This is a genomic window from Tardiphaga sp. 862_B3_N4_1, assembly GCF_051811085.1.
GTDB classification, from domain to species: Bacteria; Pseudomonadota; Alphaproteobacteria; order Rhizobiales; family Xanthobacteraceae; genus Tardiphaga; species Tardiphaga robiniae.
In genome coordinates this window covers 1,510,967-1,522,952 of record NZ_JBPWQB010000001.1, presented here as the reverse complement: position 1 = coordinate 1,522,952, position 11,986 = coordinate 1,510,967, and the positions used below count along the sequence as shown (strand labels likewise).

Sequence of the window (11,986 nt, the reverse complement as noted above, 5' to 3'; positions counted from 1 at the left end):
CCGCCACGCGTAGCAGTGGCGATGGCGACCCTCGACTTTTCGGGGGCGCGAATGAGCGGCCTGCTTGTCCGGCGGGCCCGCACGTCTGGAAGTCACGTCTCGAAGTACTGGAGAGCTCGATGTCGAAATCCGCTAAGTTGGCCTGCGTAATCGGCTGCGTTCTGCTTGCGTCAACGCCCGTGCTGGCCGCGGACAATCTCGCTCAACCGCACTACAAGGCGGCAGTGTCCCCACAAATCGTGACATGGACAGGCGCCTATATCGGCGCCACCTTGGGCTATGGCTGGACCGAAAGTGCGTCCACCATTACGGCCATCGACACGATCATCACGCCATTTTTCCTGTCGCAGGGCACGATGCCCCGGTCGCTCAATTCCCGCTTTGATGGATTCATCGGTGGCGCTGAAATCGGCTACAACTGGCAGATCGACCGTTGGGTAACAGGTCTGGAAACAGACTTATCCTATTCGAAAATGGGCGCGGGCGTCACTTATTACGCCCCGGAGATTGGTGCCAATCCGGAAACCCTGACCAGCCATAACACCGAGCTGAGCTGGTTTGGTACCGCGCGTGCACGATTGGGCTATCTGGTGACACCGGAGACATTATTCTTCGCTACCGGCGGTCTGGCCTACGGCCACGTGAAAGTCTCGTCCACTCTTGTGCCGGAGCCGACATTTCCATGTGCCCGGAACGCTCTCTGCTCCGCAGGGTCTGCATCGGAGACACGGATCGGCTGGGCGATCGGCGGCGGCGTGGAATCGAAGATCGCATCGAACTGGACAGCGAAGGTCGAATATCTGCATTTCGATCTCGGAACGATCAGCGATACGACGTTAAGCAAGGCCACCTTCGCGGCCTGGCCAGGAAAGCCGATCATGGGCGTTAATTCGGACATCACAGGCAATATCGTCCGCATCGGCGTGAATTATCAGCTGTAAGACGACCTCGGCGTGACGTTTTTCCGCATAGAAAACGTCCAGGGAGCCCTCTGGCGTAATCTGCCTGCAATCTCCCGCAGCGAAGCTCCGCATCCATCGCCGACCCACGAATCGGCGCGAATGCGGGGCCTCCATGCAACACGACCAAGAGCCGTCCGATACGGCCGTCAGCTATTTCCTGTCCCTAATCTGGTGGCCGCTGCTGTATTTCGGGGCGCTGCTCGGTGCCGGCATGGCCTTCGCCAGCAATGCGCCGCTGTTCTGGTTCAATATCGTCTATGCCGCGCTGTTTCTCGCCATCATCGCCCTCGAACGGCTGATGCCGCATCGCGCCGAATGGCTGCGGCATGATGGCGAAACACTGAACGACATCGGGCATACGCTGCTGACCAAGGGCACGGCGCAACTGGCTGTCGCTGCCACCGCGATCGCTCCGATGGCGATGGCGATGGCGACCCTGACGCGCGCGAACGATCATGCCTCGCATCTGTGGCCGACACAGTGGCCGCTGATCGCGCAGGTCGTGCTCGCGCTGGTGATTGCCGAATTCGGCCTCTACTGGTCACACCGGGTCGCGCATGAAAACCTGTTCTTCTGGCGCTTTCACGCGCTTCATCACAGCGTGGTCCGGCTCTGGGTGGTGAATACCGGACGCTTCCATGTGATCGACTCGCTGATCAAGATGGTGCTCAGCCAGGCGCCGCTCTACCTGCTCGATGCGCCGCTGCCAGTTTTCCTGTGGGTCGGCGCGGTGACGGCGATCACCGGCCTGCTCACCCATTGCAATGTGGAGACGCGCACGGCGCTGTTCGATCCGATCTTTGCGACGCCAAAACTGCATCGCTGGCATCATTCGAAGACGCTGACGGAAGGCAACAGCAACTATTGCGAGAACATCATGGTGTGGGACCATGTGTTCGGCACCTATCTCAATCCCGCCAAGGCGTCACCGGACCGGCTCGGCATCAGCGGCAAGGTTGCATCGGATTTTCTGGGACAGATCGTGCAGCCGTTTTCGCGCAAGGGCGCGCGGCAGATTCTTGGCCGTCAGACCGTGCCGGACGATCAGGTGAAGCCAGTGGAAAAGTCCGACGCCGTAGCGCGGATCAGCGAAGCGTAATCCGCCCTACACTTCCAGCCCTACACGTCCAGCTATCCGCCGACCTGGAGCACCTTGCCGGAGCGCACCGGCGTGAGGCTGCCGGCCATGGCCGTGGTCTGCGCCGCCAATTCGCCGATCAGCATATCGGCGCTGGACGCCATCCCATCGGGGGCGTGGATCACCATGCGTTCCAGCGCCCACTTATAGGACGACACCCGGCGCTGCAGGCATTGCTCGACCCACTGCACGATCAGCGCGTTCTCATCCATGCGTGCGATGGCGTCGGCGCGCTCCTTCGGCTCCAGTGCCGACACCAGCTTCAGGCTGGCATTACGTTTGCGATCGAGTTCGACGACCTTTGCAGCCGTCGCATAAAATCCCTCGAAACGCAGGATGTCGTCGCGCGCGTCGTCCATCAGCACGCTGTAGCGCGACGTATGCGAGCGATGCGGCTCGTCGATCAGCAGCCGACCATAGGCCGTGCGATCGTAGGTGACGTTCTGCCGCCATGGGGATGCGATCGGCTTGTAGTCGCCGAACACACTCTTCCAGAGAGGGCGCGAATGCGGCGGCTCGATCAGCGGATAAGCGAGATCGCGCATCTGGCGTTCGAGATCGGTGAGCTGGAATTCCGACGACTTCAGGCCGACGCTGCCGGTTGCCTCGACGCCGATCCAGCGATGCATGTCGTCGGTCACTGCATTGTTGCGGGTACGGCCGAAATCGCCGCCGGCGCAGCCACCGAGCGTGCTGCCGATCAACGTCGCAACTATGAAACACGGCGCAAGAAATGACGTCTTGCGCCGAAGCCGTATCCGGTTCGGATGGGATATAGCCGACATCAGGATCGATCCGGGGTCAGGAACGGGCGCGGCGCTTGCGGCGGCGTCCCGGCGCAGTGCCCTCTTCCGGGCCGCTGCCACCATTGCTGTCGTCGATCTGACGCTCGATTCGGATCACCGGCAGGATCAGGATTTCTGCGGAAGTTTCGCGGGGAGATGGCGCCACATTCACGCCCAGCCGTCGCGCTGCCGCATCCGCCGGGAACTTGATGATGGTGCTCATTATCCAGTCTCTCCGCGCCGCTTCGCCCGTTTTGCCGACGCACGGTCATTAAGGACATTCATGGTTAACAGCATGTTAACGCCGCCATGCCGCCATATGCTGGCCGCCTTGAGGAACATGATTGGGCGTCGCAGCATTGACCAAAAGTGGAATGACATAGGGGCGCATTTTTTCATGAGCGACATTGTTGGAACCCTAATGGAATGCTCCCATTCTACGGACTGGAAATTCCGCATGCGCTGCCCGCGCTGCGGCTCATCGATCTCCGATATTCAAACCAAGCCGTCTTGCGTGAACTATAACTGCGACTACAGCGACGCCGGATTCCCGGTTGTCGATGGGCAGCCGGTACTCATTGACTTCGAGTCCAGTGTGTTCGACCGCCGCCTGTATCATCGCGACAATGGCTCGGTGATGCCGCGGGATGTCGCCGGCCAATCGATCGGTACGCGCCTGCATCGCTTCACGTTTGGTGAAAATCCTGTCGCGGCCAAGAACTGCGAGAAATTCCTCGACCTTCTCAAGCAGGAGACTGCGAGACCCGTCGTGCTCGTTGTCGGCGGCGGCACCGTCGGCTCCGGTGCGGACTGCCTCTATGATGATCCGGATGTCGAAGTTGTCGGAACCGACGTGTTCTCCACCGACAACACCGCGCTGGTCGCCGATGCGCACAGACTGCCATTCGAGGACGCGACCTTTGACGGCGTCTGGATTCAGGCTGTGCTCGAACACGTTCTGGAGCCGGCCACCGTCGCGGCCGAAATCCATCGGGTGCTGCGCCAGAACGGCATTGTCTATGCCGAGACACCCTTCATGCAGCAGGTGCACGAACGCGCCTATGACTTCTCGCGCTTCACCCAGAGTGGACACCGCTGGCTGTTCAAGAAATTTACCGAGATCGATGCCGGAGCCGTCAGCGGCGCCGGTATCGGCCTGCTCTGGTCGATCCGGTATTTTTCACGCACGCTGGGCGCCGGCGACAAATTCTCGCGCCTCTTCACCCTGCCATTCTTCTGGCTGCGCTACTTCGATCGCCTCGGCCGCTCGCGTGCCCGCGCCGATGCGGCGTCAGGCGTGTATTTCATGGGCCGCCGGGCCGAACGGGCCATCAAGCCGCGCGAGATGCCGCGCTACTACAACGCTCAGGCTTGAAGCGACTCGTCGGAATCAGATCTGCCTCGGCCAACGACCCATGGTTAAACACATATTAATGCGTCCGCGATAATTTGAGGCAAGGTTCCCTTAGTTAAGCGTATGCCATGCCTGCCTCACCTCCAATGTTTCCGGGCTTTGACGGATTGCTGACGCTCTCGCGTCGCGAAGGTGTGGACGTACGACCGACCTTGCTGCGCGTGCTGACGGATCTTTATGTCCAGGCACCGAACCATACGATCGACGAAGAGAAGCAGTTCGTCGAACTCACCGCGCGCCTGATCGATCAGGTCGACGATGCCACCCGCGCCGCGGTGCGCGCGCGGCTGTCGATCTATCCGAACACCCCGCGCGCGATCCTCAACCGGCTCAATCTGCGCCCGACCGAACCCGGCCAATCGGTGCCGCTCGCGCAGCCCATTTCCGCCGCAGAATCTCCCGCGCCGCCGGTCAAGCAGCCGAGCGAAGCGCAGATGCGTGTCGCCGCCAATATGGCCATGGCGCCCAGGGACGCGTCCGAGATCAGTACGCTGTTCTTTGCCGCATCGAGCAGCGAGCGTGCGCAGATCCTGCATAACCTCGCCGAAACGCCGCTGCGATCCTCCGCCCGGATTCCGCAAGCGCGCGCCGCCCGCGCCATGCATATCCTCGAAATGGCCGCCTTCGCCGAAGACCGCGACAACTTTGCGCGCGAGCTGAGCGAAGCCTTGATGCTGCCCGCCGCCATTGCCGAGCAGGTCGTCAGCGATCCCGGCGGCGAGCCCCTCGCCTGCTGCGCCAAGGCGCTCGGCATGCGGAGCGACATCTTCCAGCGTGTCCTGCTGTTCCTCAATCCGGAATTCGGCACCTCGGTGACGAACGTCTACCGGATCGCGCGCATGTATGACGTGCTGAGCGAACGCTCGGCGCTGATCATGGTCGCCGCCTGGCGCGGCGCGCATATGGCCGCGACGCGCGCCAAGTTCCGGCCCGCGCTCTATGACGACGAACGCCATCGCGCACGGCCGAGCGCGCCGCAGGCACGGCCAAACGTCCAGCCGGATGTGGATATCACGCGCGTGACGCGGAATTCGTCGGGGCGCTAGCCCTTCGCCAATTCGAGAAAATGCCGTCCGGCCTTGTCCTCGGTCTCGACGATCCACACGTCGGGATCGAACGAGATCTCCTTCTGCAAGCGCTCTTCGATCTTGCGTTCTTCGACGGGCTGCGGCGGTGAGGCTGCGAAGACGCGATCGACAGGGCGGCTCTCGTCATAGGCGGTTTGCGGCGCCGGCGTGTAGAGCATCGCGGTGCCATCCAGCAGCGCGACCTTCACGAACACGGCGCCCGCCTCCTCCGCACCACGACGGCGCACGGCGCCGAACACGCCTTCGGTCTGGCAGCGGCGCAGATATGCGGCCACCCATATTGCTGACTTCAATCTCATGGAATCGACGATAAGCCAGCCGCAGGGCTGGCGCTAGTCGATCGCGCGCCCGGTGACGGTGGCGAGTTCGCGCACCATGCGATCGGACACCTGCCCGGTGACCGGCAGCTTGCGCTCACGCTCGAAGCGCTGGATCGCAGCCGCGGTGTCCGAGCCGACATTGCCGGTCGGCTTGAGCTGACCATAGCCGTATTCCGTCAGCGCACGCTGAACAGCGGCGACGCGGCGCGTATTGGTGATGAGATCACCGAGCGGATCGGTGCGGGTCGCATTCGGGATCGCCGCCGGCGGGCGCGCCACGGCGCCCGTGGTCGCCGGTGAGGCCGGTGGTGCCGGCGCCTTCAGGAGATTGCCGACCGGATCGGCCGCGCGCTGCTCGACGGGTTTGGCGGCGAGTGACGGCTTCGGCTCATTGGCGCTGTTGACCGGCTTGGAATCCAGCATGCGGGAATCGAGCTTGGTGTCCGGCGAAGCAGCATCCAGCGGACGCGGCTTGGGCAGCGGATTGGCGACCTGCGCCGGTGCCGGAAATGCAACGACGGTGCTCGAACCGAACATCGGCGACGGATGATGGCCCTTCTGCAGGAAAATGGCATTGGCGATGATGGCGCTGACCGCAGCGAATGCGATCAACCCGGCGACCATGTCCTTCGGGCTGTGCAGCAGCACGCGCAGGACGATACCGCGCTCCGCGGGCTCGTCGACGATGGCGACGGCGCGGCCGCGTTTGGACTTGGTCGCTTTGGAACTGGCTTTAGGCACTCTTCTTCACCTGATGGGCTTGGTCGGACGGCGCGGTGCGCGCCGCGGGATTCAAGATCGCGATATTACTGACGTGTTCAGCCTGCGGCGTAAACTCCAGCGGCAGCGCGATGGTGATGGTGGTGCCTTCGTCGATCCGGCTCTGCACCTGCATCTCGCCACCATGCATGCCAACGAGGCTCTTCACAATGGACAGGCCGAGGCCGGTGCCCTCATGGCGCCGCTGATAGGTCTTGCCGGCCTGGAAGAACGGATCGCCGATGCGGGCGAGATCGTCCGATGCAATCCCGACGCCGGTATCGCTGACGCGCAGCATCAAGCGTGATCCTTCGACGCCCGCTGCCACGGTAACGCTGCCGCCGCGCTCGGTAAATTTGATGGCATTGGATACGAGGTTGAGCAGGATTTGCCGGAATGCACGCGGATCGCCGTTGACCTCAGGCAGATCCTTCGGCGCATCGGTGATGAGATCGATGCCGTTCTCGCGCGCCTTCAGCGCCAGCAGATTGCAGCAATTGATCAGCGCCGGACGCGGGGCGAAGGGCTCCGGCGAAATCTCAAAATTGCCGGATTCCAGCTTCGACATGTCAAGGATACCGTTGACCACCGACAGCAGGTGCTGGCCGGAATCGTTGATGAGCTGGGCATACTCCTTGCGCTTGGTCGCATCGAGCATCATCAGCTCTTCCTGCACCAGCATGTCCGAAAAGCCGATAATGGCATTCAGCGGCGTGCGCAGCTCGTGGCTCATGGTGGCCAAGAATCTTGTCTTCGACGCATCGGCGCGCTCGGCTTCAATGCGGGCCTGCGCCAATGCCTCTTCCTGCAACTTGCGGTCGGTAACATCGCGCAGCACGGCCACAACTTCTGCATCGGCATTGACCGGCATCGACGTGTCGACGTCCTGCTCCATCGGCCGGCAGCGCATTTCAACCCAGATGAATTCGGCGCCAGACGGACGCATGCGATCATTGCCGCGCACGACATCGCGGCGCAGGCGGAATTCGACGCTGCGGGCTTCGCCGCCGCGTGCGGCGTCGGACAGAGCCGTGAGATAGGCCGGGCGATCCGCAACATGGACGCGATCGAACAGGCCATGGCCGAGCAATCGCTGCACGGGCGCGCCGATCAGTGCTTCAGCCGCCGGCGAAATGAACTGCACGGCGCCATTGTGACGATGACGCGAGATCACGTCGCTCATATTGCGCGCCAGCAGGCGATAGCGGTCTTCCTCAACATAGAGCAGCGAGACGCTGGTCCGCGCCAGCGACTCCGCGCCGAAGGCGAGACCGGCAGCGTAGATGGTGGCAGACGCGATGCCGAAAGCCATGAACACGCCATGGCCGGCGACCCCGGCTTCAGATACAGGCAACCAATCGAGGCTGGTCAGCACGATGAGAATGCTGACGCAGGACAGCGCCAGCGCCGATGCAAAGGCAACGATACGCCGCGAAGCCGAGAGCGCCGCCTCGATCGGCACCACGACAAGCCAGATCGCCGCGAACGAATTGATGCCACCGGTGGAGATCGCCATCATCATCACGAGGCCGGCGAGTGCGACGGACGACAGCACCTGTGCGCTTTCATAGCGACCGGTGCGCGACAGAAAATATGAGCAGAGGATCGGCGCCATCAGCCAGGCGAAAGCCGCGACCTCGATCGCGTTCGGCGCGCCGCGCAGCGCGAGATAGACAGGAAAAGCCGCAAAGGCCGCAAGGCTGCCGAGCAGACGCGGCGCCATGAATGCGCGGTGACGCGCACTCGTCAGCGCATCGTAGCGCACTGAAGGGTGCAGCATGGCATCAAGGCAGTCGCGGATGATGGTCGATACTGTCACTGGTCTCGCTTCGGCTTGATCGTCAATTCAGACGCGCCGAAACGCCTCCTTTTATCGTTGTGCCAACGTGTCAGAGCGACATTAAGCGAACACTAAAGTGACCGCCGCGTTCGCCATGCCTAACGTGCAAGTGCTGATTTAAGAGGAGTTTTCGCATTTCCATTCGGCAACGATGGTGAACGAGTAGTTTCCATCGCCGCGTCCATATGGTTTCGAAAGTGTGCATCCCCAACATCGTGTCGGAAAACGCACGAACAGCTCATCAATGGAAAATTTACGCCAAACCGAATGAAGCGAATTTTCGTCGATTTAACCGCATCGCAAATACTTGCAATTTATCGACTGCTGCTAACTTCGATCCCAATTGCGACAAATCGCAACGGTTCGAAGAGACTAACGGGGTTCGCGATGTTCTTCCTGCTTCGCATGGCATTCTGGCTCGGGCTCGTGCTCGTGCTGCTGCCGAGGGACAAGACGCCGGAATCGGACAAGCTGCCGCAGATCGGCGCGTCCGATGCGGTATCGGCTGCGAGTGCGGCGATGTCCGACATGGCTCAATTCTGCAAGCGCCAGCCGGCCACCTGCGAAGTCGGCGGCCATGCGGCCACCGTGATCGGCGAACGTGCCAAGGACGGCGCGAAGAAAATCTACCAGATCATCACCGAGAAGAAGCCGGATACTACCGGCTCGATCGGTGGCGAAGGTGAAAACCAGGGGACGATCGCCATGGTCAAACCCGACACGCTCACCCAGGACGACCTCGCCGCCGAATGGCAGCCACCCACCGCTGCTCCCTAAACGGCTGATTGCGGCGGATAATTACCGCAAACAGCGGTCGCTTTCGGCGCTGTTCGTCCCTATATAGGGCCTGACATTGCTTGCAGGCCCCGATGACCACGATTGACGATATCCGCGATAATTTCGAGCTACTCGAGGACTGGGACGACCGCTACCGGTACGTCATCGAACTCGGGCGCAGCCTCACGCCGATGCCGGATGAGGAACATTCCTCCGCCAATAAGGTCAATGGCTGCGCGAGCCAGGTCTGGCTGTCGCGCCAGGTCGCTCGCGACCACGGCACGCCGGTGCTCAGCTATCTCGGCGACAGCGACGCGCATATCGTTCGCGGGCTGATCGCGATCCTGCTGACGCTGTATTCGGGCCGCAAGGCCGAGGACATTCTGGCCACCGACGCCATCAAGGTGTTCGACGAACTCGGCTTCAAGGAACACCTCACGCCGCAGCGCTCCAATGGCCTGCGCGCCATGGTCGAGCGTATCCGCCGGGACGCCACCGAGACGCTGGCAGACGCGAACCAGGGCGTGACCCCATAGGCTCGAGCGGCTGCGGGTGCTGCGCCAACGCTCCGCCAGGGATTCACTGATCGGAGCGCAGCTGAGGCCCGTTTACCGGGCTTCAGCCCCAAGCGCGCCCGACCGCGCCCTCGCCTGCAGCCGGGACACCGCCTCGGCCAAAGGAATGTCGGCCTGTGAGCCGTCGCGCTCGCGCAGGCCCACCCGGCCGTCCCTCATCTCGCGTCCGCCAACGATCGCCATTACCGGCACCGCCATGTCATGCGCCGCCACGATGCGCCGTGAAAGGGTATCGGCGCCGTTATAGGCAATGGCCCTAATCCCTGCATCCTCGAACGCCGCCACGACGTCAGCGCCGTATCCGGCCTGGTCTTTCGAGATCGGCGCAACCGCGACCTGATCCGGCGACAACCAGAACGGAAGCACGCCGCCGTGGTGCTCGAGCAGGATCGCGATCATGCGGCCGAGCGATCCGAAGATGGCATGGTGGATCATCAGGGGCCTTGCGCGGCTGCCGTCGGCGGCGATGTAGGACGCGTCGAGCCGCTGCGGGAGAACGCTGTCGAGCTGCACCGTGCCGCACTGCCAGGATCGTCCCAGCCGGTCGCGCAACGCGAATTCCAGCTTCGGTCCGTAGAACGCGCCTTCGCCAGGATTGATTTGAGGTGCGAGGCCGCATTGCCGCGAGGCATCGCCGAGCTTCGCCTCCGACCAGTCCCACGTCGCGTCGTCGCCAGCGCGCATCGCCGGACGCGTCGACAGCGCCACTTCGTAGTCGGGGAAGCCAAGATCGCAATAGACCTCGCCCAGCAAAGCGATGAAGCGCGCGACTTCGTCCTCCACGTCCTGCTCGCGGCAGAACACATGCGCATCATCCTGCTCGAAGGCGCGCGTTCGCATGATGCCGTGGAGCGAACCGGATGGCTCGTTGCGGTGACAAGCGCCAAACTCGGCATAGCGGATTGGAAGCTCTCGCCACGAGCGCAGACCCTTGTTGAAGATCTGCACGTGGCAGGGGCATGACATCGGCTTCAGTGCCATCGCCAATTCGCCGTCATCGACCCGGAACATGTGCTCGCGGAATTTGTCCCAGTGGCCGCTGCGACCCCAGAACTCCTTTGGCAGCAGCTGTGGCGTTTGGACCTCGGCATAGCCGGCTTGGCGCATTTTGCGCCGGAGATAATCCTCCAGCACCCGGTAGATCGCGTAGCCGCGCGGATGCCAGAACACCATGCCCGGCGCATCGTCCTGCAGGTGCCAGAGTTTGAGTTGTACGCCGAGATTTCTGTGGTCGAGATCGTCCATGGCTGTGTTCCTTACGAGGGGAAAAAGCGCGGACGGGGATCATCAGAAACAGAAAAGGCCCCGTCCGTCACCGGCGGGGCCTTTTCTGGGTGAAGTACGCTTGTCTCTAGCGCGCGCGACCAGAAGGCGATCCGCCGTGAGCGGTCGCCGTGGTGGTCAATGCAGCTGATCGAAGCTTGTTCATGCGCTGTATATGGCGGCAAAACGCCCAGGCGTCAACGAAAGCTGCTTGGCGTCGCAGATATATGATGCGCGGGCCTATGATCGCGGCGAACGACTTGGCCGTCGTCAAGCTCGCATCCATCAGCATCTGGCTGCGCGCTATCGACTCCACACCCTAGCTCTCGAACGCCGCATCGTCTGCGAGCCAGGTTCGCACTTTCGATGGCTGCCCCCTGACCTCACTGGCGAAGCCGTAGTGCCGCGCGAGGCGATCCAGCGCGAGTTGCAACACGACCTTGGCGGAACGCGCCGGCCAGTTGCGTTCGCGCTCGATGTCTTCGAGGCCGCGCAGAAAGCAGCACACATCCATCAGAACCCCTGAAAATTCGGGCCCGCAGGCCTCCAGCGCCTGACTGACGCGCTGGCGCGACGTCACCATGACGTCCGTCATCTCGCCGGGACTACTGCTGGCCCCGCGTGGGCGACCGCCGGTTGGCGCGGCCCAGTTCGCCGTCATGCGCGGCGCCATGTTGCCGCGCGTGAAATCGGCACGCAGTTTCTCGCCGGCGATGAACTGATGCGGGCTGATCATGCTGCGACCATCGCGGCCCTTGCGCCGGGCCAGCCAGCCGAGCGGGCTTTCACTGTCATTGACGAGGACGCTGGCGACGCCGTCATCGGTGAGGATCTGCCGCGTTTCCAGCGATAGATTTTGCGCGCGATGGTGGTCGACGCGGTCGGGATGCTTGGCGGTGCTGCGGGATGTCTTCATCGGGGCGACTCCATTTAGGACAATAAGCTCACATCCCGAACGGCCCGGCAAGCAGAATTTTAGACTTTATTCCTTTATCGGCTTTTATTCAAAGGAACGAGTGCCTTCGCACGATCGCTCGAAGCTGCGGCGTTGAGAAAGCGGGTTTC

General features: G+C 62.4%; 13 protein-coding genes. 6 read left to right on the top strand and 7 right to left on the bottom strand.

Translation table 11 applies throughout. The features are described from left to right. Positions 1 to 179: 179 nt before the first annotated feature. Together AB8B02_RS06975 and AB8B02_RS06970 are read left to right on the top strand one after the other, a co-directional pair. The gene (locus tag AB8B02_RS06975) at positions 180 to 941 is read left to right on the top strand and encodes an outer membrane protein (RefSeq protein ID WP_439063519.1); all 762 of its coding nucleotides are present in this window, start codon (positions 180 to 182) and stop codon (positions 939 to 941) included. Between the two features lie 133 nt (positions 942 to 1,074). After that, a complete protein-coding gene (locus tag AB8B02_RS06970) occupies positions 1,075 to 2,061 on the top strand; it encodes a sterol desaturase family protein (RefSeq protein WP_439063518.1) in 987 nt (328 codons plus the stop codon). 32 nt (positions 2,062 to 2,093) lie between these two features. On the opposite strand, the gene AB8B02_RS06965 is transcribed toward AB8B02_RS06970, so the two are convergent. Both AB8B02_RS06965 and AB8B02_RS06960 read right to left on the bottom strand, forming a co-directional pair. Continuing rightward, complete coding sequence (locus tag AB8B02_RS06965; protein ID WP_439063517.1) at positions 2,094 to 2,885, bottom strand: hypothetical protein; 792 nt, start codon at positions 2,883 to 2,885, stop codon at positions 2,094 to 2,096. Positions 2,886 to 2,901: 16 nt separating this feature from the next. Further along, positions 2,902 to 3,108: a hypothetical protein gene (locus AB8B02_RS06960; protein ID WP_068730489.1), complete on the bottom strand. Its 207-nt coding sequence runs from the start codon at positions 3,106 to 3,108 to the stop codon at positions 2,902 to 2,904. A 234-nt stretch (positions 3,109 to 3,342) separates the two neighbouring features. On the opposite strand from AB8B02_RS06960, the gene AB8B02_RS06955 reads away from it, so the two are divergent. Together AB8B02_RS06955 and AB8B02_RS06950 are read left to right on the top strand one after the other, a co-directional pair. Next, the gene (locus AB8B02_RS06955; protein WP_439063516.1) at positions 3,343 to 4,260 is read left to right on the top strand and encodes a class I SAM-dependent methyltransferase; all 918 of its coding nucleotides are present in this window, start codon (positions 3,343 to 3,345) and stop codon (positions 4,258 to 4,260) included. Between the two features lie 107 nt (positions 4,261 to 4,367). Continuing rightward, positions 4,368 to 5,345, top strand: coding sequence for a DUF2336 domain-containing protein (locus AB8B02_RS06950; RefSeq protein ID WP_439063515.1), 978 nt, complete (start codon positions 4,368 to 4,370; stop codon positions 5,343 to 5,345). Here AB8B02_RS06950 and AB8B02_RS06945 read toward each other — a convergent pair. From AB8B02_RS06945 to AB8B02_RS06935, 3 genes are read right to left on the bottom strand one after another with little or no spacing between them, the layout of a single operon-like run. Then, positions 5,342 to 5,686: a DUF1491 family protein gene (locus tag AB8B02_RS06945; protein WP_309944772.1), complete on the bottom strand. Its 345-nt coding sequence runs from the start codon at positions 5,684 to 5,686 to the stop codon at positions 5,342 to 5,344. The genes AB8B02_RS06950 and AB8B02_RS06945 overlap by 4 nt on opposite strands. Positions 5,687 to 5,719: 33 nt before the next feature. After that, entirely contained in the window at positions 5,720 to 6,448 is a 729-nt protein-coding gene (locus AB8B02_RS06940; RefSeq protein WP_231077362.1) for a peptidoglycan-binding domain-containing protein, read from the bottom strand. Beyond that, positions 6,441 to 8,285 (bottom strand): PAS domain-containing sensor histidine kinase, encoded by a 1,845-nt coding sequence (locus AB8B02_RS06935; RefSeq protein WP_439063514.1) that lies wholly within the window; start codon positions 8,283 to 8,285, stop codon positions 6,441 to 6,443. The genes AB8B02_RS06940 and AB8B02_RS06935 overlap by 8 nt, the downstream gene beginning before the upstream one ends. Before the next feature lie 408 nt (positions 8,286 to 8,693). On the opposite strand from AB8B02_RS06935, the gene AB8B02_RS06930 reads away from it, so the two are divergent. Beyond that, positions 8,694 to 9,083, top strand: coding sequence for a DUF5330 domain-containing protein (locus AB8B02_RS06930; protein ID WP_231077364.1), 390 nt, complete (start codon positions 8,694 to 8,696; stop codon positions 9,081 to 9,083). A 92-nt stretch (positions 9,084 to 9,175) separates the two neighbouring features. Further along, positions 9,176 to 9,619 carry a SufE family protein gene (locus tag AB8B02_RS06925; protein WP_068734257.1) on the top strand — a complete coding sequence of 148 codons (444 nt, stop codon included), beginning with the start codon at positions 9,176 to 9,178 and terminating at the stop codon, positions 9,617 to 9,619. A 72-nt stretch (positions 9,620 to 9,691) separates the two neighbouring features. Here the strand turns inward: AB8B02_RS06925 and thrS are convergent, their stop codons facing one another. Both thrS and AB8B02_RS06915 read right to left on the bottom strand, forming a co-directional pair. Next, positions 9,692 to 10,903 (bottom strand): threonine--tRNA ligase, encoded by a 1,212-nt coding sequence (gene thrS / locus AB8B02_RS06920; protein ID WP_439063513.1) that lies wholly within the window; start codon positions 10,901 to 10,903, stop codon positions 9,692 to 9,694. A gap of 337 nt (positions 10,904 to 11,240) precedes the next feature. Further along, positions 11,241 to 11,837 carry a DUF6456 domain-containing protein gene (locus AB8B02_RS06915; protein ID WP_439063512.1) on the bottom strand — a complete coding sequence of 199 codons (597 nt, stop codon included), beginning with the start codon at positions 11,835 to 11,837 and terminating at the stop codon, positions 11,241 to 11,243. Between the last annotated feature and the right edge of the window lie 149 nt (positions 11,838 to 11,986).